At 64.9% G+C, this 22,730-nt stretch carries 16 protein-coding genes and 1 CRISPR repeat array; of the genes, 11 read left to right on the top strand and 5 right to left on the bottom strand.

Going from position 1 to position 22,730, the window contains the following annotated elements:
• Positions 1-454: 454 nt before the first annotated feature.
• Genes csb2 through cas2 form a run of 5 tightly spaced genes read left to right on the top strand, consistent with a single transcriptional unit; the run spans position 455 to position 7,724 of the window.
• Positions 455-2,098, top strand: a complete 1,644-nt coding sequence (gene csb2 / locus OXK16_13815) for a type I-U CRISPR-associated protein Csb2 (protein ID MDE0377021.1) — start codon at positions 455-457, stop codon at positions 2,096-2,098.
• Positions 2,095-4,863 (top strand): type I-U CRISPR-associated helicase/endonuclease Cas3, encoded by a 2,769-nt coding sequence (gene cas3u / locus OXK16_13810; protein ID MDE0377020.1) that lies wholly within the window; start codon positions 2,095-2,097, stop codon positions 4,861-4,863. The genes csb2 and cas3u overlap by 4 nt, the downstream gene beginning before the upstream one ends.
• A gap of 3 nt (positions 4,864-4,866) precedes the next feature.
• On the top strand, positions 4,867-5,790 hold the full coding sequence (locus OXK16_13805) for a hypothetical protein (GenBank protein ID MDE0377019.1): 924 nt from the start codon (positions 4,867-4,869) through the stop codon (positions 5,788-5,790).
• A complete protein-coding gene (gene cas1, locus OXK16_13800) occupies positions 5,787-7,424 on the top strand; it encodes a CRISPR-associated endonuclease Cas1 (GenBank protein MDE0377018.1) in 1,638 nt (545 codons plus the stop codon). The genes OXK16_13805 and cas1 overlap by 4 nt, the downstream gene beginning before the upstream one ends.
• A gap of 3 nt (positions 7,425-7,427) precedes the next feature.
• The gene (gene cas2, locus OXK16_13795) at positions 7,428-7,724 is read left to right on the top strand and encodes a CRISPR-associated endonuclease Cas2 (GenBank protein MDE0377017.1); all 297 of its coding nucleotides are present in this window, start codon (positions 7,428-7,430) and stop codon (positions 7,722-7,724) included.
• A 167-nt stretch (positions 7,725-7,891) separates the two neighbouring features.
• A CRISPR array of direct repeats spans positions 7,892-9,151; the repeat unit is 21 nt; unit sequence TCGCTGCCCCTCCATTGCGGC.
• A gap of 277 nt (positions 9,152-9,428) precedes the next feature.
• Here the strand turns inward: cas2 and OXK16_13790 are convergent.
• A complete protein-coding gene (locus OXK16_13790) occupies positions 9,429-10,661 on the bottom strand; it encodes a sulfurtransferase (protein MDE0377016.1) in 1,233 nt (410 codons plus the stop codon).
• A 208-nt stretch (positions 10,662-10,869) separates the two neighbouring features.
• On the opposite strand from OXK16_13790, the gene OXK16_13785 reads away from it, so the two are divergent.
• From OXK16_13785 to OXK16_13765, 5 genes are all read left to right on the top strand, one after another.
• The gene (locus OXK16_13785) at positions 10,870-11,979 is read left to right on the top strand and encodes an MtaA/CmuA family methyltransferase (protein ID MDE0377015.1); all 1,110 of its coding nucleotides are present in this window, start codon (positions 10,870-10,872) and stop codon (positions 11,977-11,979) included.
• Between the two features lie 115 nt (positions 11,980-12,094).
• The gene (locus OXK16_13780) at positions 12,095-12,847 is read left to right on the top strand and encodes a corrinoid protein (protein ID MDE0377014.1); all 753 of its coding nucleotides are present in this window, start codon (positions 12,095-12,097) and stop codon (positions 12,845-12,847) included.
• Positions 12,848-12,868: 21 nt separating this feature from the next.
• Complete coding sequence (locus tag OXK16_13775) at positions 12,869-13,207, top strand: hypothetical protein (GenBank protein MDE0377013.1); 339 nt, start codon at positions 12,869-12,871, stop codon at positions 13,205-13,207.
• Positions 13,204-14,895, top strand: coding sequence for an ASKHA domain-containing protein (locus OXK16_13770; GenBank protein MDE0377012.1), 1,692 nt, complete (start codon positions 13,204-13,206; stop codon positions 14,893-14,895). Before OXK16_13775 ends, OXK16_13770 begins: the two co-directional genes overlap by 4 nt.
• Complete coding sequence (locus OXK16_13765; protein MDE0377011.1) at positions 14,892-15,926, top strand: dihydropteroate synthase; 1,035 nt, start codon at positions 14,892-14,894, stop codon at positions 15,924-15,926. The genes OXK16_13770 and OXK16_13765 overlap by 4 nt, the downstream gene beginning before the upstream one ends.
• A 68-nt stretch (positions 15,927-15,994) precedes the next feature.
• Here OXK16_13765 and OXK16_13760 read toward each other — a convergent pair whose 3' ends face one another.
• A complete protein-coding gene (locus OXK16_13760) occupies positions 15,995-17,410 on the bottom strand; it encodes an NAD(P)/FAD-dependent oxidoreductase (GenBank protein MDE0377010.1) in 1,416 nt (471 codons plus the stop codon).
• A 2-nt stretch (positions 17,411-17,412) separates the two neighbouring features.
• Positions 17,413-18,792 (bottom strand): Na+/H+ antiporter NhaA, encoded by a 1,380-nt coding sequence (nhaA, locus tag OXK16_13755; protein MDE0377009.1) that lies wholly within the window; start codon positions 18,790-18,792, stop codon positions 17,413-17,415.
• A 142-nt stretch (positions 18,793-18,934) separates the two neighbouring features.
• Between nhaA and OXK16_13750 the strand changes: the two genes are divergently transcribed.
• Positions 18,935-19,342 (top strand): YbaN family protein, encoded by a 408-nt coding sequence (locus OXK16_13750; GenBank protein MDE0377008.1) that lies wholly within the window; start codon positions 18,935-18,937, stop codon positions 19,340-19,342.
• A gap of 20 nt (positions 19,343-19,362) precedes the next feature.
• Here OXK16_13750 and OXK16_13745 read toward each other — a convergent pair whose 3' ends face one another.
• Both OXK16_13745 and OXK16_13740 read right to left on the bottom strand, forming a co-directional pair.
• On the bottom strand, positions 19,363-21,987 hold the full coding sequence (locus tag OXK16_13745) for an ABC transporter permease (protein ID MDE0377007.1): 2,625 nt from the start codon (positions 21,985-21,987) through the stop codon (positions 19,363-19,365).
• A complete protein-coding gene (locus OXK16_13740; protein MDE0377006.1) occupies positions 21,987-22,715 on the bottom strand; it encodes an ABC transporter ATP-binding protein in 729 nt (242 codons plus the stop codon). Before OXK16_13740 ends, OXK16_13745 begins: the two co-directional genes overlap by 1 nt.
• Between the last annotated feature and the right edge of the window lie 15 nt (positions 22,716-22,730).

The raw sequence follows: 22,730 nt of genomic DNA, 5'->3' as shown, positions 1-22,730 counted from the left end.
GGGGGTGGGGAATTTCAGTGATCAACTCCGGGGATTTTCAATGACCATCAACAGTCTCTCTCGCAGCCCTGCGTCGTCTTCGCTTTCCTGGCCATAGCCGTGGTGCCGAGATTGCCGCCCGAACTGCCATCGCAGCCTTGGGAGTGGCGTCGATGGCCTACCAGCACGAGATGGACTATGACCTTCGGTCTCGCTGTCTACTGATACCCGACCATTCCCCTCAAGTCGAATTGGTGGGGCGAGACGGCTCGGCTGCTGAGGTCGTTGACATAGGCCGGTCAGTCGCACGGTGCCTGCTCGATCGGGCCGCCGATCACGCTGCCGAGCAGGACATAGGCTGGGAAACGGCGGAGATCAAGCTGGTACCGGCGCCGAAACTGATCAGTCTGATCAAGAGGAGTCGCGCCGTGTCGGCGGCCAAGCAGCCAACGGAGTGACCGTGTTCGCAATCGAAGTGAACTGCCTCACGGGCCGATTCACCGCGTCTACTCATCACGATCGTGGCCTGGCCGAGTGGCCACCTCATCCTGCCAGATTGTTCTCCGCTCTGGTAGCCACCTGGGCGGACTCGGACAATCCAGATCCTGCTGAACGTAACGCCCTGGAATGGCTTGAGGCTCTGGCCCCACCGTCGATCGTGGCCTCCCGCGCTGAGCCACGAGACGTGGTGACTCATTTCGTACCGGTTAACGACGCCACAGTGGTCTCGGCCTCCTCCTACCGGAAACGAGCCCACAAGGTTGACGACCTGCAGCGGGACCTCGCGGAGGTACGCCGGGCTGACGGCGTTGCAGCTAGGCGACGCGTGAGAACCCTGGAGACCGGGCTACGCGACGCGCTGAATGTCACCAACCTGGTGTCCGGTACAGCGAAGACAGGAATTGACCTCCTCCCAGAGGACCGTGTCCGCCAGGCCCGGCTGTACCCTTCCGTCACACCGGCCGAACCGACAGTGACCTACGTTTGGGAGGACGTACCCACCCCCGGCACGGGCGATGCTCTAGACGGTCTGCTGAATCGTGTGACCCGCCTCGGGCATTCTTCTTCGCTGGTCTCGTGCCGGATTTCGGCCGAATCCCCGACGCCAACCCACGTTCCGTCCGATCGGGGGAAGGTCCTGCGCTGGGTCAGAAAAGGCCAGCTTGAACACCTGGAATCCGAATACCGACAGCACCAGGGATCCCGGCCCCGCACGCTGCCGTTCACCGCGGTTCGTTACCGGTCAGTGCGAGACGAACGACGTGTCGGGGTCACCAGCTCTCTCAGTGCTGACACTGTCGGCGATTGGTTGATCTTCGAGTTCCGACCAGCGTCGCGGCGTCTTCCATCAACCCGGGCGGTTGAGATCGCCAAGGCCTTGCGGGCTGCGGTGTTCAAATACGCCGAAGACCCACTTCCCGAGGGATTGACCGGACATCGTGAGGATGGAACCCCCTCCTCCTCACCTCACGTTGGTTTCCTGCCGCTTCCGCACATTGGTCATGAGCACGCCGACGGACGCCTCATGGGAGCCGCCATCGCTATACCCGAGTCTCTCGACGGCAGAGCACGCCGGTCCGTCCTCCGGGCGATCGGCATGTGGGAAGAAACCTGTCGTGACAACCGGTTGGAGGGATACCAGCCGCTCGTATACCTAAAACTGGGAAGGGGTGGTCGCGTTGCTATGAGACGCCAAACCGGAACGAGCGACCTCGTGGCACTCAGACCAAGCGTCTGGCGCCGCCCCGCACGCCGCTGGGTATCTGCGACGCCGGTCGCCCTGCCGACCCATCCCGGCCCGCTCGCCCGAGGAACCGCCACTGCTAGGGCCAAGGCTTGGATCCGGGCAGAGGAGGCGGTCATCGCCTCCTGTCGGCACATAGGGCTGCCTGAACCCGTGAGAGTGGTGGTGTCGTTCGACCCATTCATCCGCGGGGCGCGGCCTGCCCAGCGTTTCCCGGCCTTCCATCAGGGGGACCACCGGGGTGGTGTGGCTCGTCGCCAGGTCCACGTTTCAGTGACCTTTGCAGAACCGGTCGGCGGGCCGCTGGTGTTGGGTGCCGGGAGGTACCTCGGTCTCGGGCTGATGCGCCCGTTCGATACGGAGAAAAGAGGATGACTGACCTGTCAGGCAGTGATTTCGTACCGTACTTTCAGGACGTACACGGCTACCCACCTTTTCCCTGGCAGGAACGCCTCACCGCCGAAGTGCTGGAAACGGGCAAGTGGCCGAAAGTCATCGACCTGCCTACCGGAACGGGCAAGACCGCCGTTCTCGATACCGCGATCTTCTCACTAGCCGTGCGACCCGAGATCTTCCCGCGCCGGGTGGTGTTCGTGATCGACCGCCGTATCATCGTCGATCAGGTTTACAAGCGCGCCCTCTGCATCCAGAAGCGGATTGCGATGGCACCTACCGAGGTGCTTCGGAAGATCCAGGGCAGACTGGGAGCGGTCGGTGAGAGTCGTCCCCTCGGAGTAGTCGCCCTACGGGGAGGAATCCCGATCGACAATGAGTGGACACATCGTCCCGATCTACCTTGGGTGGTCGTCTCGACCGTGGATCAATTCGGATCCAGGCTGCTGTTCCGGGGCTACGGCGTCAGTAGGAGGATGAGACCTGTCCACGCTGGCTTAGCTGGGAACGACTGCCTTGTAGTTCTCGACGAGGTACACCTGAGCAAACCGTTCTCACAAACCCTCACGGCGGTGAAGGGTCTGGATCGGGGACGTCTCCCGACTCGCTTTCACGTCGTTGAGATGTCAGCGACACCGGCCAACGAGGAAGCACGACGATTCGAACTCGAAGACACGGACCTCGAGGGGAGTGATGAACTCCGTAGACGCGTCATAGCTCCGAAGGTGGCTGAGGTTAGAGCGGTACCCGGAAAGACGAAACCGCCACATGTGTCGATTCCGACTCAGGTCATGCGTGTTCTCGCTAAGGAACTCCCCGAGGCGGTGCGCTCCGTCGGGATAGTGGTGAATCGTGTCCGTACTGCGCGCGACATTTACCGGACGCTGATCGAAGCTGGATTCAACGTTCACCTAGTTACCGGGCGAATGCGACCTATTGATCGGGCGAAGGTTCTGGGAGCATTCGCTGACGCGGTCGACCCAGACCGGACGGACGAAGATGAAGATCTCACCGTCGTAGTCGCCACCCAGGCGATCGAGGTAGGGGCGGACTTCAGCTTCGACGCACTCATAACCGAGTGTGCGCCGATTGATAGTCTGCGCCAGCGCTTCGGACGGCTCGATCGGCGAGGAACCTTCTCAGACCGATCTGGTGCGCCAGCCCGGGCATGGATCCTCGGGGTTCCAGCGACCCTCAATCCTAGAAAGCCTGACCCCATATACGGCGAGGCACTCCTGGCTACCTGGGACGAGATCAATCGACGGGTCGGCGCGAGTTCGGACGGCCTGCTCGACATCGGTCCGCTCGCGCTATCTTCGTTTCCGGGGGATGCTGCCGCGCCACGACCCGACGCACCCCTGCTGCTACGGACGCATCTGGAGGCTCTGGTACAGACGAACCCCGAGCCGATCGTGCAACCGTCTGTGGATTGGCTCCTGCATGGCATCGAAGAGGTCCGTGAACCCGACATGTCCCTGGTATGGCGCTGGGATGACTCCGCAGATGTATTGCGCTTGGTGCCCCCCCGACCGGCTGAGTACCTCCAGATTCCGATCAGCGCCGCGCGAGCGTGGTTGGCAACCGGAGTCGAGACCGACGTGGCCGACATGGACATGCCAGCCCACGACGCGGCTCTCGCGGTACCGCACAATTCGGAGAAGCAGCTTTACACCTGCTGGGCAGGCCAAGGTGACGGTGTAAAGAAGATCCCGTTGGGAGACATCAAGGCAGGTGATGTGATCGTTGTCAGCCCAGAACGCGGTGGTATCCGTGGAGGAACCTGGGATCCATCCTCGAACGAGACCGTGGAAGACGTCGGTGACACCGCTCAGTTCCATCACGGCACCAGGGCGACCCTGCGCCTCGATCACAGGATCCTCCGCACCGCGATCCGGCCGCCGGCGCCGGCTGATGAAACAGGAGAGGATACTCCTCGCCGCGACCGGATCGAACAGTGGTTGCACGAAGCTGATGACCTACCGATCTGGACTCGGGAGATAGTCGACCGACTGGGTAGGTTCCGGATCCGCACCTTGAGCACCAACGGTGGCAACGATACTGACTACTACACACTGATCGAACCTGCGGTCGCACCCGAGACCTTCGACGGCTCGGATCTGGCGGCTTCCTTCACCGGTGCGGGTACCACTCTGCGGTGCCATCTAGATGGAGTCGGGGACCGCGCAGCCGAATCTGCCCGACTACTTGGTTTTCCGAAGGAAATACAGGACGATCTTCGATTGGCTGGCAGGCTTCACGACATTGGCAAGGTAGACCTACGGTTCCAAAAGGGCTTGGTCGGAGGCGACGACGTAGGACTCGCCATGCTTGACGAACCGCTCGCCAAGTCCTACCCCGGGCGATCTCGACGCTGGCCATACCCGAGGGGGATGCGACACGAGATCGCAAGCGTGGCGATGGCCTTGTCCAACCCAGACATCCTGATTGGGGCATGTGACCGAGATCTGGTTCTACACCTGATCAGCACCCATCACGGGCACAGTCGGCCGCTTCCGCCGATCATTGACGATCCGGACCCGCAAAGGCTTCAGTTCACGCACGACGAGCATCCCATGGAAGCCACTTCGGACCTAGTGGAGTCTTCCATCGCACCGGACATGGCCGAGAGGTTCTGGAACTTGATCGAGCGATACGGGTACTACGGCCTAGCGTGGTTGGAAACAGTCCTCCGACTGGCCGACCACCGGCAGAGCGCTGAGGAGTGCACACGGGTCAAGGAGGGCTGAAGGATGACAACAACACATCTGACCGGGCTTTCGGGAACCAACCCGCTTGGGTTTCTGGCGGCTCTTGGAGTTCAGGTTCTCTTCGAAGGAGAAGATAAGCAGCCCCGCCTGTGGTGGACCGAGGACGTGATCCCCCACGCCGTCACCGACGGCCAATTTGACACAGACCGAATCGTTCGTCGAGCTCTTGAGATCTTCCCCATGTGGCTGAGTAGTTCTGCTCTAAGTCCGGGAATAGACAGGAAAGCAGACGATGATGCCAAGTTCAAACCGGATCAGCTTCGTCGCTACATCGCCGTAAACGAGATAGACGGAACGCCTAATCGAATGGCTAGCTGTCTGGTTGCTGAAGGAAGTTATGACGGACACGGCAATGCTAAACCGAGTGACTTGTACCTCTCGGCGGGTAGGGTGGCCTTCCTAAGGGATGCGCGTAGGATACTCGATAACGTTCGCGCCGAAGACCTTTTGGTCGCCTTGAGAGGTCCTTGGGAGTACCGCAGTAAGCTACCCTCATTGAGGTGGGATACGGTTGACGATCCGGACTGGGCACTGTCTGCTACAAAACCAGGCATAGACAAGCGAACCTGTCCAGGCGCTGAAGCACTCGCCCTACTCGGTTTCAGTTTGTTCGCTGTGTTTGGTAGGCAAGGCAGAACCCTCACACAGAATTGTGAGGGTGAATGGACTCAAGGCGGCAAGTTCGTCTGGCCACTCTGGAGTAGGCCTCTTCGCCAGCGAGTGGTTAGATCGTTGCTTGCCCATACGGTTTCGGAGGATCATCGAGCCTTCACACAGCGCAGCAAGTGGTACACAGGCTGGAGTATTCATTCCATTGTTGAATCAGATATCAGACGAGCAAAGAGAGCTCTGGGTCTCGGAAACATGGGGCCGCCACGGATAGTGTATTCAACTTTGAGTACATGACGGATATTCCCCGACTCATCCCGACCTCAATGGTCAGAAAATTTGAATACTGTCCCAGGCTGTTCTATCTGGAGTGGGTACGATCTGAGTTTGAGGACAATCCAGATACAATGCACGGGCGCTACAACCATCGAATTGTAGATGCAGGTGGGGGTAGGATGGGAGGCCCCCTCGACGATGACCCCGCCGGTAGAGTTCGATCCGTAGTGATCAGTTCCGAGCGTCTCGGCCTCATAGCTAAGGCTGATTTGATCGAAGGGTCTGGCGGATCGGTTGTGCCTGTAGAGTTTAAGCGAAGCCAACCGACTCATGGCCCTCAGTGGACCCCAGAACTCGCCCAGCTCTATGCGATAGGCCTCATCCTTCGCGATCAAGGCTATACATGTACTGAGGGCGTACTCTACTTTACGAAGACTCGGCGAAGAATAACTAACAGTTTTGATGATGCCCTGATGGATAAAACAGAGGGTATGATCAGGGCGATGCGCGAGGTAGCCGCCTTACCGATTGCACCTGCTCCACTTGTCGATAGCCCAAAGTGCGCCTATTGCTCCTTGGTAGGTATATGCCTTCCGGACGAAACCAACCTCCATGTCGAGAGATCCTCCAAGCGACCGAGACGGCTCACTCCTACGGACTCCGCGGCTAGGCCCCTCTACATCACAGAGCAGGGGGTGAAGGTCGGGATTCAAGGAGGGCGGGTCCGCGTGACCCGGCAAGATAAGGAAGTTCTACAGGTCCGGGCAATCGATGTGTCTCAGATCTCCGTGTACGGCAACGTCCAGTTGTCCTCGCAACTCATGAGAGCTGCTTTCAGCCGGGAGATCCCAGTCTGCTGGTTTTCGTACGGAGGGTGGTTTCAGGGCATTGCCCAGGGTTTGCCGTCCAAGCACGTCGAACTCAGGCGACGCCAAGCTGGTATCGCCGCCCAAGCCGGCCTACCAGTGGCGCGACGCCTGGTTGAAGGCAAGATACGTAACTGCCGTACCTTCCTGAGACGAAACACTCGCGGGGACACCGGACCCGTGCTCCCTCAACTCAAGCGCCTAGCCGATCAGGCCGCCTCCGCGGAGTCCGTGGAGTCCCTACTCGGACTAGAGGGAACCGCCGCTCGACTGTATTTCGGACGGTTCTCCGGCATGCTCAAGAATGATGACGTAGGCACCTTTGACGTTAACGGCCGCAACCGGAGACCCCCACAGGACCCCGTCAACTGCCTCCTTTCATACGCGTACTCCCTCTTGGCGAAAGACCTGACCGCGACTGTGCTCGGAGTCGGATTCGACCCATACCTGGGCCTCTACCACCGCCCTCGCTTTGGCCGTCCAGCGCTTGCGCTCGATCTAGCCGAAGAGTTCCGCCCGCTTATAGCCGACTCAGTTGTTGTCAGCGTGATCAACAACGGCGAGATCCGCTCATCCGGCTTCATCGTCCGAGCCCAGGGCGTGGCCATGAACCAAAAGGCTCGGCGCTCGTTCCTATCGGCCTACGAACGACGCCTCGATCACGAGATAACCCACCCCACGTACAGATACCGGATCACTTACCGTCGCGTACTGGAGGTGCAGGCCCGCATGCTCGGCGCCTACCTCTTGGGCGAGATACCCGAATACGTCCCGTTCATGACGAGGTGACCGATGGCGGGACGCAGGAGATACCTCGTGGCCTACGACATCCGGGAGGGCAAACGCCTCCGACGAGTCCACAAGACCATGAAGGGCTACGGATGGAGCCTCCAATACAGCGTGTTTATCTGTGATCTAGATTCGATGGAGCTTCTCGCGATGCGAACTGACCTCGGCGACATTATCCACCATGCGCTCGACTCGATAGCTATTGTCGACATTGGTGCCCCGGAAGATCGAGGCAGTGAATGTTTCCGGTTCATGGGTCTCGCGAGCCGTCTACCCACATCCGGTCCGGTGGTCATCTGATGCGAGCGGTTGGGTGACGACACCAAGGCGGCCCAGCGCTCGAACCCAGGTGGCATACAGTTTTAAGGCTCCTTGACAACCAAATCACGTAGCCTGATGCCCGTTGGTCGCCACCCCTCGCAACCCATGGCAAAGCCCCATGTCAGAGCTAGGTTATAGAGCGAGCGGGTCGGGCAGCGTCATCGCTGCCCCTCCATTGCGGCACCCGTTCTGGCTGCGGATGCAGAGCCCCCGCAAGGCGGGTCGGGCAGCGTCATCGCTGCCCCTCCATTGCGGCACCGAACACAATCGCCAGCGTCAGAATCCGGCGCGCGGTCGGGCAGCGTCATCGCTGCCCCTCCATTGCGGCGCCCACCTGTATCGCCGGACCACCGGTACCGAACCCGAGGTCGGGCAGCGTCATCGCTGCCCCTCCATTGCGGCTGGACGACCGACAGGGGCCCGGCGATCTGACGGTCCGCGGTCGGGCAGCGTCATCGCTGCCCCTCCATTGCGGCGCCGCCCAGAAGAAACCGCCCGCCCAGAAGAAACCGGGTCGGGCAGCGTCATCGCTGCCCCTCCATTGCGGCGTCGTTTGCGGGTTGGTGGCCCAAATGTCGGAGGTCGGGTCGGGCAGCGTCATCGCTGCCCCTCCATTGCGGCTCGTGGACGCTCATGCGGCGCTCGTTTATCAGTTGCGCGGTCGGGCAGCGTCATCGCTGCCCCTCCATTGCGGCGGGTATGCTCGGGCTCGGGCTCGGGGTCACCCAGCACGAGGGGGTCGGGCAGCGTCATCGCTGCCCCTCCATTGCGGCTGCGGCAGCATGTCTTGCTGGCTCTTCTTGATGAGGTGGTCGGGCAGCGTCATCGCTGCCCCTCCATTGCGGCAAGCAGCGGGCGGACGCCCTGGGCGTAGGGGTCCAAAGGTCGGGCAGCGTTTTCGCTGCCCCTCCATTGCGGCAAGCGGTTCCTCCGCGGGGCCGAGAGCGGTGGGTGAGGTCCCCTCCATTGCGGCCGAGGCCTTCCAGCGAGCCGTTGTCGGCCACGGTGGGTCGGGCAGCGTTATGGCTGCCCCTCCATTGCGGCGTCATTGCCGCCACGCTAACCCATTGCGCGAGGTCGGGTCGGGCAGCGTTTTCGCTGCCCCTCCATTGCGGCGTCATTGCCGCCACGCTAACCCATTGCGCGAGGTCGGGTCGGGCAGCGTTTTCGCTGCCCCTCCATTGCGGCACCGAGATACCGGCCCGCGGGTTCCTGCGCGGCGTGGGTCGGGCAGCGTTTTCGCTGCCCCTCCATTGCGGCTTGGGGAGTTGGTCGAAGCGGGGACTGGAGCCGTACAAGCTCGGGTAGCCTCAACGCTGCCCCTCCATTGCGGCCGGGCCTACACAGTGTTCCACGAGGCTCAGGAAGGGGTTCGGGTAGCTCTAGCGCTGCCCCTCCATTGCGGTAAGTCCTCCGGCAGGATCCGATTGCAGTGGGAGACGGCATTCGCGCAGCTTGAAACTGTCCGACCCTGGCGGCAACCGGGTACACCTACGGGGTGTGCTCACGACCGCCCCATCGGGCAGCTTGAGGGCTGTCCCTCCATTGCGGCGTGAAAGCGGGGTGTTCGTCGGCGATCACACCGGCGTGATTCGGGCAGCTTGAGGGCTGTCCCTCCATTGCGGCTCCCGCCCGAGGCATGAGGATCGTCGGCGGATTTCCGCGCCTCGCCACTCGGAAGGGTCAGTTACGCGGCGATGGCTCCGGGGGTGGGCCGGGGTCGGCGCCTACCGCTGTGGGCATTCCTGTGGCGGACCAGTCGGACCAGGAGCCGGGGTAGAGGATGCCCTCCGGGTATCCGGCGACTTGGAGGGCTAGGAGGTTGTGGCAGGCGGTGACGCCGCTGCCGCAGTAACTGACCACCGGCTCGTCCCGATCAAGGCCCATTTCGAAGAACCGGGCCGCCAGCACGTGAGCAGGCTTGAAGGTGCCGTCCGGGCCGACGTTCTCAGCCGTGGGCGCCGACAGGGCGGTCGGGATGTGACCGCCCACGCTGTCGATCGGCTCCGTCTCACCCCGGTAGCGCTCCGGTTCCCGGGCGTCTATTACCTGCGCGGCTCCCAGGCGTTCGAGGAGCTGGTCGCGATCGACGGTGAGGGTGGGGCCTTCCGTGGGCTCGTACGTCTTAGGGACGACGTCCGGTGGGTCCGTGGTTAGCGGATGGTCCTGGCTGGACCAACGGTTGTATCCGCCGTCGAGCACGCTCACACGTTCGTGACCGACGCTCCTGAGCATCCACCAGAGGCGGGCGGCTATGGCCCCGGGTCCCTGGTCGTAGACCACCACGTGATGGTCGTTGCCGATTCCATGGCGGCCCAGCAGATCGGCGAAATCGTCCGTGGTCGGGAGCGGGTGGCGACCGGGACCCTCGGAGGCTGCCAGGTCATCGTCGAGGTCCAGGAACATGGCGCCGGGGAGGTGATCCTCCTGGTAGCGGAGCTTTCCGGCGCCAGGTTCTCCCAGGAACCATCGGGTGTCCACGATACGGATGCCGGGACTATCCAGATTGCCGGCCAGCCAGTCACAAGTGACGAGGGGCGGGGTCGCGCGCTCGGCTTCGTCCTCCGCGTCCTCGCCCCCATCCTTCCGTCTCTCCGCGGTTTGTCTGACGCGTTCGGCGGCCGTACCGGCGACATCACGAGCAGCGGTCCCGACCGTGTCGACCAACGTCTGCATGGCGCTCTTCACGGTCGCCCGGACTTCCGGGTCGTTCGCGGTCGCCGCGAGCGCCTGGCCCAGATCGCGAGCGGCATCCACGAAGCCGCTCCAGGCCGAGCGGAGTTCCGCGCCGGCCGCCGGCCCTCCGTCGCGGTCTTCGCTGAAACCGGATCGCAACAGGTCACCCAACTCCGCGAACCCGGTGGAGCCTTCCTCCCACGAGCCCTCGGGCTTGGAGTGCTCTCCTTCTTTGCTCACGTCAAACCTCCCTGGTCCGCCGAGTCTATTCCTGCCCCATGGCTAGCCGGACGCGGGTAGGCCACCCTGGAGCGGCCCGCCTCGACCACCGCCGATTCATCTCGAGGCATGCCCGGGGCAGGGACCGGGAGCAACTACTATCTTCGGCCTATCCCGCCCGCCGGGCAGGACTCCACCGAAGACAGACCAAGAGGCAACGAGGCAAAGCATGACCGAAGAGCAGTACCCCCGACTCAGCGGCGAATGGATGACCCCCCGCCGGCGTTTCCTGTCGGCCCTGTACGGGGGCCGGGTCGACAAGGTCCCGGCCATGACCCTGAGTTCGGTGATCACCCTCGAGGCTATGGAGATCGCCGACGCCGAGTTTCCGGAGGCCCATCTGGACGCCGAGAAGATGGCCCGCCTGGCGGCCACCGCCCACGAGAACCTGGGACTCGACACGGTGATGCCCGTCTTCCACTCCCAACTCGAGGCCGACGCCCTCGACGCCTCGACCTGGTGGGGCACCAAGGACAACTGGCCGGCGGTCGACGATCACGTCCTGACCGACCCCGAGGACTTCAAGGTCCCCTCCGACTACCTGGAGCGCCGCTCGTTCAAGGCGGCCCTCGGCGCCATCCGCCTGCTCAGGAAGCGCTACCCGGACGTGGGCATCGTCGGCAAGGTCTACGGAGCCTGGTCGGTGGGCTTCCATATGGTCGGTATCGAGAACTTCCTGATGGACACCATCCTCGACCCCGACAAGATCCGCCGTTACCTGGAGGTCCTGCTGCCGGCGTCGATGATGTCCGCCCATGCCCAGCTCGAAGCCGGGGCCGACGCCATCATGTGGTGCGATCACGCCAACCGGGAACTGGTCAGCCCCGACATGTACCGTGACTTCCTCCTCGAGATGCATCAGCAGATCCAGGCCGAGGTGGGCGGTCCCAGCATCCTCCACTGCTGTGGCGAGACCACCGATCGCATCGACTACTTCGCCGAGGCCGGCTGGGACTGCTTCCACTTCGAGTCGCAGGTCGATCCGATCAAGGCGAAGGAGATCGCCGGCGACCGCATGTCCCTGTTCGGGAACATCAACAACCCGACCGTCCTGTTCAGCGGCACCTACGATGACTGCTACGAGGCCTGCATGACCGTACTCAACGCCGGGGTGCAGGGAGTGGCGCCCGAGGGCTCGGTTCCGCTCGGGACGAAGATGGAGGTGCTAGCCGCTCTGGCGGACTCCGCCCGTGACTATTCCAACGCGCACCGCCCGGATGGCCGGTTCGTCGTCCATGATCTGCCGCCGGCGGGCGGTGACGATGGCTCCGGGCAGTAGGTCGCCGGTCCGCTCACCCCTTGCTTGACCGACCGGATCGGGGTAGCCTTCCGGAGTGCTGGAAAGGTTTCCAGGACCGCGTTCCAACCGATGAGACGGGATTGATCGATTCGCAATGGCTCAGCTATCCGGTATAGCGAACGAGACGATACGGGCCGAGATCGAGGAGTTCCTCGAGCGGCCTGAGGAGATCGAACGCAACATAGAGTTGTTCAACCGCGCCTCTCCGGCCATGCAGGACATCGCCGCCGCCCTGATCGAGGGGGACAACGAGACTGTCGACCGGCTCACCACCGCGGCTCTCGCGGGCGGCGTGCCCGCCTTGGAGATCATGGACGACGGCCTGATTGCCGGCATGGGGATCGTGGGTATCAAGTTCCGGGAGGGATTCGTCTTCGTCCCCGAGGTACTGGTGTCGGCCCGGGCCATGAAGGCAGGTATGGCCCATATCGAGCCGATCCTGGCCGCCTCGGGAGTGGAACCGATCGGTACCGTCATCATGGGCACCGTCCAGGGCGACCTGCACGACATCGGAAAGAACCTCTGCATCATGATGCTCCGAGGCGGCGGGTTCACGGTGATCGACCTCGGCGTCAACACCTCACCGGACGAGTTCCTCGCGGCCGTCAAGGACAGCGAAGCCCGCCTGATCGGGATGTCGGCCCTCCTCACGACCACCATGCCCAACATGGCCAAGACGGTTGAGGCCTTCAAGGACGCCGGCCTCCGCGAGCAGGTGCGGTTCATGGTGGGTGGGGCCCCGGTGACCCCGGAGTTCGGCGAAGAGGTGGGGGCGGACGGCTACGGCAAGGACGCCCTGGCCTGCGTGTCGCTGGCCAAGCAGCTGGCGCTCGAAGTCCGCCGCTGAGCCTCTGACCCGAGCCACACTATGGCAAACGAGGACCAGCAGGCCTTCCAGGAGCGGCTCGACCGGATCGCCCGTATGTTCGCCGGCATCGTCAGCCACGCCGAGGTGTCATCTCGCACCCGCTGCCCCTACCGGGACCGCCACGACCTTTGCACCGCGCTGTTCCGGTGCCGAAACCAGATCCAAGCGGACAGCGAACCGGATCTGCTGACCTGCGGCCACGACGGAAGCTTCGACTACCGCACCGCCTGGGAGAGCCGTCCCCGCGCCCGGGAGAGGGCCAGCGCCAAGATATCCGCCATCCAGGAGGAGGCCGCCGCCCGCCGAGGGGACCAGACCGGGGAAGAGCCGCAGGCGTGACCGTTTCCCACCTGGGCACGACCAGGGACCTGCGGGTCGGGCGGACCATCTTCGACTACGCCGACGAGTTGTCGGTCGAGGTGCCTACCTCGTGCCTCCGCACCGGCCGGTGCCATGAGTGCGTGGTGGAGATAACCGGCGGCATGGAATCGCTGGCGCCGCGCACCGAGCCCGAGGGCTTTCTGCGGGGCAGCTTCAGGCTGGCATGCCAGGCCAAGATCGTGAGCGACGAGCGCCCGATCAGCTTCGAGCCGCTCCGCCGCCGTCCGAGGATCCTGGAGTCCAGCCTCCGCCGCCGTGATCCCGGAGAACGGCTCGACCCGATGGTGAGCAGGGTTGGCGACCGGGTCACGTATGCGGGCGAGGTGATCGACACGTACCGCGGGGCCATCCTCGGCGTGGCGGTCGACCTGGGAACCACCACCGTGGTGCTGGAGCTCGTCGACCTGGAGTCGGGCGAGACCGTCGCCGTCACCAGTTTCGAGAACCCCCAGCAGTTCGGCGGCAGCGATGTCATGAACCGTATCTCCTACGAGGCGCGGCGGGGCGTGGCCGGCGAGCTTCAGAACGCCGCCGTAGCAGCCATCGGTCAGGGCATCCGGGAGATGGTCACCCACCTCGGTAAGCGCCCTCCGCACGTCTACGAGATCGTGGTGGCCGCCAACTCCACCATGCGGGACATCTTGTTCGGCATCGATGTCCAGAGCATCGGCCAGAAGCCATACAAGTCCCTCATCGAGCACGAGTACCGGGACGGTCGGCGCCCGCACACCGCCGTGCTGGCCCTGAGCCGCGATCTGGGCCTGCGCGCCAACCGCCGCGCCCGTGTCTACGGCCTGCCGCTCATCGCCAGCCATGTGGGTGCTGACGCGGTGGCGTGCCTCGAGACCGTCAGCTTGGGCCGGACCGGGGAGACCGAGATGCTGGTTGACATCGGTACCAACACCGAGGTCGTGCTCCACCATCGGGGCCGTCTCTACGCGGCCTCCTGCCCGGCGGGACCGGCCTTCGAGGGGGGATTGGTCACCTACGGTATGAGGGCGTACGACGGGGCCATCGAGTCGATCCGCTTGGACCGCGACGGATCGGCCGGCTCCTACCGGACCATCGGCGACGCTCCGGCGTCGGGCATCTGCGGCTCAGGGCTCACCGACCTGCTGGCCGAGCTTCGCCGCCTGGAACTGATGACCCCGCTGGGCGTCTTCACCAGCGACCGCAGGCTGGCCGCCATCGACCTGGTGCCCGACCGGGGCATCACCTTCTCGAGGCGTGATATCGGGAACCTCGCCCAGGCCAAGGCCGCCAACTATTGCGGCCAGTTCATCGTGATGCGCACTGCCGGGGTCACGCCATCCGGTATCGACCGCCTCTACCTGGCGGGAGGGTTCGCCAGCTACCTGAACGTCCCCAACGCGATCGAGATCGGCCTCATCGCGCCCGTGCCCGAGGAGCGGGTGGTCAAGGTGGGGAACGCGTCTATCGAGGGAGCGCGTGCGCTGCTTCTGGACAGGACCAGACGTCCCCGGGCCGAGGAACTGGCCAAGCGGGTGACGCATCTCGAACTCGAGACCACCCCCGACTTCTTCGAGATCTTCGTGGAGGGATGCCAGATGAAGCCCATGCCCGACACCCTCCCGCCGGCCCCCGAGGGCGGGAGCCCGGCGGCTTCCGAGTTGGTGATGCGATGAAGCAACCGAGGTTCGTCGTCATCGGCGAGAACGTCCATACCAGCCGCATCGTCCTGCGGAAGGGCAAGCGCTTCGCCGTTGAGAACGGCGTGGAGGGCGTCACCTTCGAGACCCTCGACGGGGAGTCCGGGCTGCTCCCGATCTCCGACGCCATGCGGGCCACCAAAGCCTATGACGAGGGCCGGATCAAGCACATCGCCCTGGCGGTGGATGCAGCCATGGGGAGAGGAGGCGACCCGGACCTGGGCCTCGAGTACCTGCGCCGGGTGGTGGCCGATCAGGAACGGACCGGCGCCCACTACCTGGACGTGAACGTAGACGAGATCTCCCTCCGGACAGGCGAGCAGCGGGCCGCCATGGAGTGGTTGGTCGGTTACGTCGGCTCGCTGACTGCTCTCCCTATCTCGGTGGACTCCTCCGACATCACCGTTATCGAGGCCGGGCTGGCCGCCGCTCGCCGATCCGGCGACGCCTCACCGATCCTCAACTCGGCCTCCCTGGAGCGGACCGAGGCCGTGGAGCTCGCGGTCGAGTACGGCGCCAGGGCGATCGTCACCGCGGCCGGGGCGGACGGCATGCCGTCGAGCGCCGGGGAGCGGATCGACAACGCCTCCCGGATGGTGGAGAGGGCGCTAGGTGCGGGCCTTCGTATCGGTGACCTGTTCGTGGATCCGCTCGTGTTCCCCATCTCGGTGGACAGCAGCTTCGGGCTGCACACCCTGGAGGCGATCCGCACCCTCCGAGAGCGCTACGGGCCAGAGATCCACATCACCGGGGGCATGAGCAACGTCTCGTTCGGCATACCCGCCCGCAAGTTGATGAACGCCGCCTTCATCAACCTGGCCGTAGAAGCGGGTGCGGACAGCGGCATCATCGATCCGGTAATGAACCCGCCGGCCGCGGTCTTCTCGGTGGATCGCGACTCCGAGGCCTACGGTCTGGCCGAGGACACCCTGTTGGGCCGCGACGAGATGTGTATGAACTACATCATGGCCTGGAGGAAGGGCCGTCTCGACACACCGGTCGGATAGCCCCCGCTAGATGATTGGGTCCATCGGCCAGGGTCCAGTTTTTCTTACTACCGACTAATAACTAGCAACTAGCCTTCCAGGCACTCCCGAATGGCGGCGGCCGCGGCGTTGGCGCCGCACATCCCGTGGACGCCGGGTCCGGGCGGGGTGGCCGCCGAGCACAGGAACACGCCCGGGATACCTGTCCGGTAGGGGTTGCGGAACGGGCCCGGACGGCCCAGCACCCGGCTGACGTTGTACGCGCCCGTGGCGGTGTCGCCTGCCAGGTAGTTGGGGTTGTAGGACTCGAAGTCGTGGGGTGTGGTGACCCGCGCCGCCAGGACCAGGTCGGAAAAACCGGGCGCGAAACGCTCGATCTGGTGCTCTACCCGGTCCCTTACCGGCTCGGTGCTGCCCAAGGGCACGTGGGTGTAGACCCAGGCGGTGTGTTTGCCCTCCGGCGCCCGGGCCGGATCGAAGAGGCTCTGCTGGCCGACCAGCACGAAGGGGCGATCCGGGATGGCGCCGTCCGCGACCGATCTCTCCGCCCCGGCGATCTCCTCGTAGGTTGCTCCCAGGTGCACGGTCCCGGCTCGACGGCACTCCGGCGCGGTCCACGGGATCGGGCCGTCCAGTGCGTAGTCGATCTTGTAGGAGGCCGCGCCGCTCCGGTAGCGGCGGATCCGGCGGTGGGCGGCGCGGCCGAGCGCTCGGCGGCCGTAGACGGCAACCAGCGCCCGGGGATGGGTGTCGAACAGGACCGCCCTCGTATCCGGGATGTCCGAGGGCGTCCTGACCGGGTGTCCGATCCGTATCGACCCGCCCAACCCTTCGAGGTAGCGGGCGAGGGCGCGACCGATCGCCTCAGAGCCACCCTCCGCGATCGGCCATCCGCCGACATGGGCCAGGGCGCCCAGCACCAGGCCGATGCCGGCGGTGCCCGGAGTCCCCAACGGAGCCATGGCGTGGGCGGCCAACCCGGCGAAGAGGGCTCGGCCGGCGGGGGTACGGAACCGCCGGGCGAAGGTGGCCGCCGGAAGGGCCGCCCGGATCGCGCCGGCCGCAGGCAGGGGCCGTCTGGCCAGGGGCTTCATCGTCCGTGCCGCGAAGTCATCCCAGCCGGCGGCGATCCATCCAACGGCCTGTCGCCACCTGTCCGAGTCGGCGCCGAGGTTGTAGCAGGTCCGGTCCAGCGAGTGCCACAGCGCCGCCGCGCCGCCGGTGTCGAAGGGGTGGGCCAGCTGGATCTCCGGCGCGATCCAGCGGAGCCCGTGCCGTTCCAGGGGTAGCCGGTCGAAGAGCGGCGAGGCCGCGCCCAACGGATGGAAGCCGGAGCACACGTCGTGCCGGAAGCCCGGAAGCGTCAACTCCTCGGTTCGGGTGCCCCCGCCGATGGTCCGAGCGGCCTCCAGCACCACCACCCGGTGCTCGCGTTCCGCCAGCAGGACGGCCGCGGCCAGCCCGTTGGGTCCCGAGCCGACGACTACCGCGTCGTAGGCGGCCATGATCAGCTGACGGTGCCGTCCGCTGTCTGGGAGGGCTGGTTGCGCTCGGGTGTCGACCGCAGGATCAGGTAGCCGAGCACCCCGGCGAGGATCGAGCCCGTGAAGATACCGATCTTGGAGAGATCGACGATCGTATGGTCCGTGAAGGCCAGTTCTCCGATGAAGAGGGCCACCGTGAATCCGATCCCGGCCAGCGTCGCGGTGCCGATCATGTGCCGCCATCCGATACCCGTGGGCAGGCGGCCCCAACCCAGCTTGACCACCAGCCAGGCGAAACCCGTCACGCCGATCGCCTTCCCGGCCACCAGGCCGATCGCCACCCCGAGCGCGACCCTCGAGGTGATGGAATCGATGAGGTCGATCCCCGCCAGCGACACGCCCGCGTTGGCCAGCGCGAATACCGGAACGATCACGAAGGCGCTCCAGTTGTGGAGCAGGTGCATGAGGCGGGACAGCGGGGAGATGGATTCCCTCGCCACGTCCGCGAGCTGCCGCGCCTCGTACTCGACCTTTTCCTGGAACCCCGGCTCGGTGGAGTGGGTCGGGAAGATGTCGACGATCTCCCGCGCGGCACGGTCGAATTCGTGGTTGTCGTACAGAGGGCGGGAGGGGGTGAGGAAGCCAAGGATCACGCCGGCGATGGTGCTGTGCACGCCGGACTCCAGGAAGCAGAACCAGGCGATTATCGCCAGCGGGGCGTAGAGGATATGGGACCGGATGTTGACCCTGGTCGCTATGACGATCAGGACCAGTACGCCGACCCCCAATCCCAGGTATCCGAGGCTGAGATCGTCGGTATAGAAAATGGCGATGACGGCTATTGCCCCGATGTCATCGGCGATGGCCACGGCCAGCAGGAACAGCCGCGCGCCGACCGGCACCCGGGAGCCCAGCAGGGCCAGCACGCCGAGCGAGAAGGCGATGTCGGTCGCCATCGGGACTCCCCATCCCCGGAGGGCGGCCGCATTGCCGGCGTTGAAAGCCACGTAGATAAGCGCCGGCAGGACCATACCGCCCAGGGCGGCCACCACCGGGAGGGCGGCCTTGCGCGGATCGCGGAGTTCTCCCAGGACGAGTTCCCGCTTGATCTCCAGCCCCACGACGAGAAAGAAGATCGCCATCAACCCGTCGTTGACCAGGTCCTTCAAGTCTTCGGTGAAGTGGATGGGCCCGAGGGTCACTTCGAGGTGGTGGTGGTGCCAGAAGTTGTAGTAGGAGTCCCCGAATACCGGAAGGTTCGCCCAGAGCATGGCGGCCACGGCGGCCGCAACCAGGACTATCCCCGACGCTGCCTCGATGCGGGTCAGCCGGAGGACCGGGCGCACGAACCTGGCGGGGATAAACCGATCGGAATCGATCCAGTTCTTGCTAGTCCGATCCACGGCTCGGGAGTCTAGACAAGCTTGCTTCCCCCGATTGCCGCCCGGTGTTGCGCGCGGTGGCCATCACCCCGAACCGGGATGCTCGCGTCAGGCAACGTTTCCGACTTTCTGTTGTCATCCACCGTGCCTAACGTCCACGGGCATGCCGACGGGACTAGTGCAGAACCGGGTTCTGAGGTGGGTCCTCCTGGGGCTGGGCCTCCTGTTTGCCGCGATCGGCATCGTCGGCATCTGGGTCCCCCTGATCCCCACCACCGGGCCGATCCTTCTGGCCGCCTTCCTGTTCTCCAAGTCCTCTGCCCGCTTCGATCGATGGGTTGTCGAGCATCGGGTGTTCGGACCGATCATCAGGGACTGGAGAGCCGGCCACGGATTCAGCGTCCGCCTCAAGGCTGCCGCGGTGATCGCCATCACCCTGTCCTTCGCGATCACGCTCGGGTTCGCCCTCGACAGCCCGATGATGCGGTTGCTACTGGGGCTGTTCGGGGTGGGCCTGATCGTTTACATCCTCCGGCTACCCACCAAACCCGAGGCGGGTCCCGCGGCCTAGCCACTCGCCAAGGCCGGGGCTCATAGGTGCGCGATCGCCTCGATGACCTTCAGCCGGGCTGCCCGCCACGCCGGATAGACCGCGAACAGGACGCCGAGTATTCCGGTGGCGAGCAGCCAGAAGACCAGGCTCCCCAGCACGCCGGCTACCGATGCCGAAGACGGAAGCCACGGGATGACGAAGACCGCGAACCCCAGGTCCTCCAGGGCCTTTATCAGCGCCCAGCCGAAGAAGATGCCCAGGCTGATCCCCATCAGGGCCCCGAACACCGAGACGATCGACGCTTCGGCCCGGACCATCCGTCGGGTGGTCCGCCGGTCGAGGCCCACCGCCCGCAGGAGACCTATCTCGCGGGTCCGCTCGAACACCGCCAGGGCCATCGTGTTGGTCACCCCCAGCATCCCGATGACCACGGCCAGGGCAAGCAGGGCCAGGATGAAGTTGAGCAACCCGTTCAGTTGGGCTTCGGCCTCGCTCTGCAGATCCTCGAACGTCTGGACCGCCACGTTCGGGAAGTCGGCCAGCAACGGCTCGACGGCAGCCTTCAGTTCGTCCGGGGTAACGTCCTCCACCGCCTGCGCATAGACCTGGGAGTGCTGGTCCCGCCCGGTGGCCGATATCAGGTCAGCTGCGGGGACGGCGACTATCCCGGCCCAGGCGGGCCCTTCCGCGATGCCCACCAAGGTGAATGGGAACTCGCCGGACTGCTCGAACTCGATGACCAGGGAGTCGCCCAACGCGACGTCATAGTCGTCGGCGATCGCAGCCTCGATGACGACCTCTCCCGGGCCGGGGTCGAGCGAGCCCTGGAACTCGTCGGGCGGAATGAAGTCGGCCAGGTTCGGCTCCGCCCCGGTGATCAGGATCTCGTCGGTAAGAGTCCCTGTTGGCGTCTCGACGGTGAGAAGTCCCCAACTGATCCCGATCCGGGTGAGATCCGCCACGAGATCTATTCCCTCCATGCGCTCCGCTACCTCGGGGGCGAAGGCGGCGGAAGGGTCGCCAAACTGGCCGGCCGGCAGGACGACCACCTCCGCGTCCACATTGTTGGCCAGCACTTCGTCGAGGGTCCCTCGGATGGAGCCGGTGAGGGTGGAGGCCAGCGCTACCAGCGTGATGCTGATGGTCACCGCCGCGGCGGTGGCTGCGGTCCTCCGCGGGCTCCGCATGGCGTTCCGTCGGGCGAGCCTGCCGGACGTACCGGTGAACCGTTCCAGGACGGTTCCGAGAAGGTTGGTGACGGGACCCGCCGCCAGCGGGCTGAGCACGAAGACCGCCAGGAAGATCACCCCGACCCCTACTCCCACGTAGACGATCGGGCTCGGCCCGGAACCTGTATCGCCGAACAACCCGAAGAAGAGGCCGGCCAACCCGAGCACCAGGATCACCGCTCCCACCAGGGCCCGGCGCAGGAACCCGCCCCGGGCCGGGCCGGCGGCATCCTCTCGGAGGGCGGCCATCACTGAGACCTTGGAGGCCCGCCTGGCCGGGATCAGTGCGGAGAAGAACGTGATCAGGGTGCCCGCCGCGAGGCCGACGATCACCGTTCGAGGTTTGATGGACAGCGTGGCCGTCGGTAGCTCGATCCCGGCCGCCGGCAGTATCAGCTGGAGGCCGAAGGCGAGCATGATGCCGAAGCCCACCCCTAGGACCGCGCCGATCAGGCCGATGGTCACCGCCTCGAGCAGGACGATTCCCCGGATCTGGCGCGCACCGGCGCCCAGGGCCCGCAATAGTGCCAGTTCCCGGGTGCGTTGGCTCACCACGATCCGGAAGGTGTTGTAGATGAGGAAGGAGCCCACGAAAAGGGCCACCCATCCGAACACCGACAGGAATATCGTGAAGAAGGAGAGGGCGGCCTGGATCTCGGCGGCCTCTTCTTCCGCGGCGTCCTGGCCCGACACGACGGTGGCGTGGTCCGGCAGTACCGCCTGGATGCCGGCTATGACGTTATCGATCTGGGCCCCCGGAGTGACCTGCACCGCCCCTCCGGACAGCTTTCCCGGACGTTGCAGCACGGACTGAGCGGTCGGTAGATCGAAGAACACCCACTTGGTGCCCCCCAGGCCGCCGCCCTCGCCGAACACGGCGATACCCGCCAGTTCGAGATCAAGACGACCTACCAGATCGGAGATCACCGTCACCCGGTCCCCGACCTCGAATCCCCCCAGATCGGCGACACCGCGGTCGAAGGCAACCTGCCCACTTCCGACCGGGTAGGCGCCTTCGGCGATCGTGAAGCCACCGGTGTCGTCGTAGGCGCTTCCTTCGAGATCGGACAGGCTGGACACGAAGGTGGGCGGCCCCGGACCGCTGCTCAAGACTTCACCCTCCGCGTCCAGAACGGTCACTCCGATGCCCTGGAGGTAGGGGTAGGCCTCTTCCACCCCCGGGACATCGTCGATCAGGGCGAAGTCGGCCTCATCCAGGTAGGTTCCCTCGCCAAAGCTGAATTCGGACTCGGTTCCGATCGCGATGTCGATTCCCGAATAAGCGTCGGCGAAGATGCCGTCGAAGGCCTTCCCGATCGTGTCGGTGTACACGTACACCCCGCTGATAAGACCGACCCCGAGGATGATGGCCAGAGCGGTGAGGACGAGGCGTACCTTGTGGGCCCAGACACCCTTGAGGGAGACCCGCAGCATCAGTACTCCAGGCTCTTGAGGCGGTCGAGAACCCGCTCCGGGGTGGGATCCTCCATCGAGTCGACCACCCTCCCGTCGGCCAGGAACACGACCCGGTCGGCGTAGCCGGCGGCGTTGGCGTCGTGGGTGACCATGACGATGGTCTGGGCATGGTCCTTGACCGCGGATCGGAGAAAGGCGAGCAGGTCGGCGCTGGCCTTGGAGTCGAGGTTGCCGCTCGGTTCGTCGGCGAAGATCAGATCCGGCCGGGACACCATGGCTCGGGCCGCCGCAACCCGCTGCTGCTGGCCGCCCGACAGCTCGGTCGGGCGGTGCTTGAGCCGGTCCGCCACACCTAGGGTCTCCACGACCGAGTCGAACCAGGATTGGTCGACCTTGGCGCCGGCCAGGTCGAGGGGGAGGGTGATGTTCTCGCTGGCGGAGAGGGTGGGGACCAGGTTGTAGGCCTGGAAGATGAAGCCGACCCGCTCCCGGCGGAGCTTGGTGAGCTGGCGGTCGCTCAGCGTCGACAGGTCCTGGTCTCCGATGAACACCGAGCCCTCCGTCACCGAGTCGAGTCCGGCCATGCAGTGCATGAGCGTCGACTTGCCCGAACCGGACGGTCCCATCACCGCGGTGAACTCGCCTTTGGTGAACGCCACGGATATGTCGTCGAGCGCCGTCACGCGGGTGTCACCCCACCCGTACACCTTCGTGACGTCTTCGGCGCGAGCCGCCGTACTGTTCATTCGGAAGTTCCTTTC

This window comes from bacterium, from assembly GCA_028821235.1.
GTDB lineage: Bacteria > Actinomycetota > Acidimicrobiia > Spongiisociales > Spongiisociaceae > Spongiisocius.
Note: the sequence above shows the minus strand (reverse complement) of the source record. Positions and strands in the feature narration are given on the sequence as shown.

Bases quoted from the DNA above. Each gene is read 5' to 3' on its own strand.
- cas3u (MDE0377020.1), top strand. From the start codon at position 2,095: ATGACTGACCTGTCAGGCAGTGATTTCGTACCGTACTTTCAGGACGTA.
- OXK16_13805 (MDE0377019.1), top strand. From the start codon at position 4,867: ATGACAACAACACATCTGACCGGGCTTTCGGGAACCAACCCGCTTGGG.
- cas1 (MDE0377018.1), top strand. From the start codon at position 5,787: ATGACGGATATTCCCCGACTCATCCCGACCTCAATGGTCAGAAAATTT.
- cas2 (MDE0377017.1), top strand. From the start codon at position 7,428: ATGGCGGGACGCAGGAGATACCTCGTGGCCTACGACATCCGGGAGGGC.
- OXK16_13785 (MDE0377015.1), top strand. From the start codon at position 10,870: ATGACCGAAGAGCAGTACCCCCGACTCAGCGGCGAATGGATGACCCCC.
- OXK16_13780 (MDE0377014.1), top strand. From the start codon at position 12,095: ATGGCTCAGCTATCCGGTATAGCGAACGAGACGATACGGGCCGAGATC.
- OXK16_13775 (MDE0377013.1), top strand. From the start codon at position 12,869: ATGGCAAACGAGGACCAGCAGGCCTTCCAGGAGCGGCTCGACCGGATC.
- OXK16_13765 (MDE0377011.1), top strand. From the start codon at position 14,892: ATGAAGCAACCGAGGTTCGTCGTCATCGGCGAGAACGTCCATACCAGC.
- OXK16_13760 (MDE0377010.1), bottom strand. From the start codon at position 17,410: ATGGCCGCCTACGACGCGGTAGTCGTCGGCTCGGGACCCAACGGGCTG.
- OXK16_13750 (MDE0377008.1), top strand. From the start codon at position 18,935: ATGCCGACGGGACTAGTGCAGAACCGGGTTCTGAGGTGGGTCCTCCTG.
- OXK16_13745 (MDE0377007.1), bottom strand. From the start codon at position 21,987: ATGCTGCGGGTCTCCCTCAAGGGTGTCTGGGCCCACAAGGTACGCCTC.
- OXK16_13740 (MDE0377006.1), bottom strand. From the start codon at position 22,715: ATGAACAGTACGGCGGCTCGCGCCGAAGACGTCACGAAGGTGTACGGG.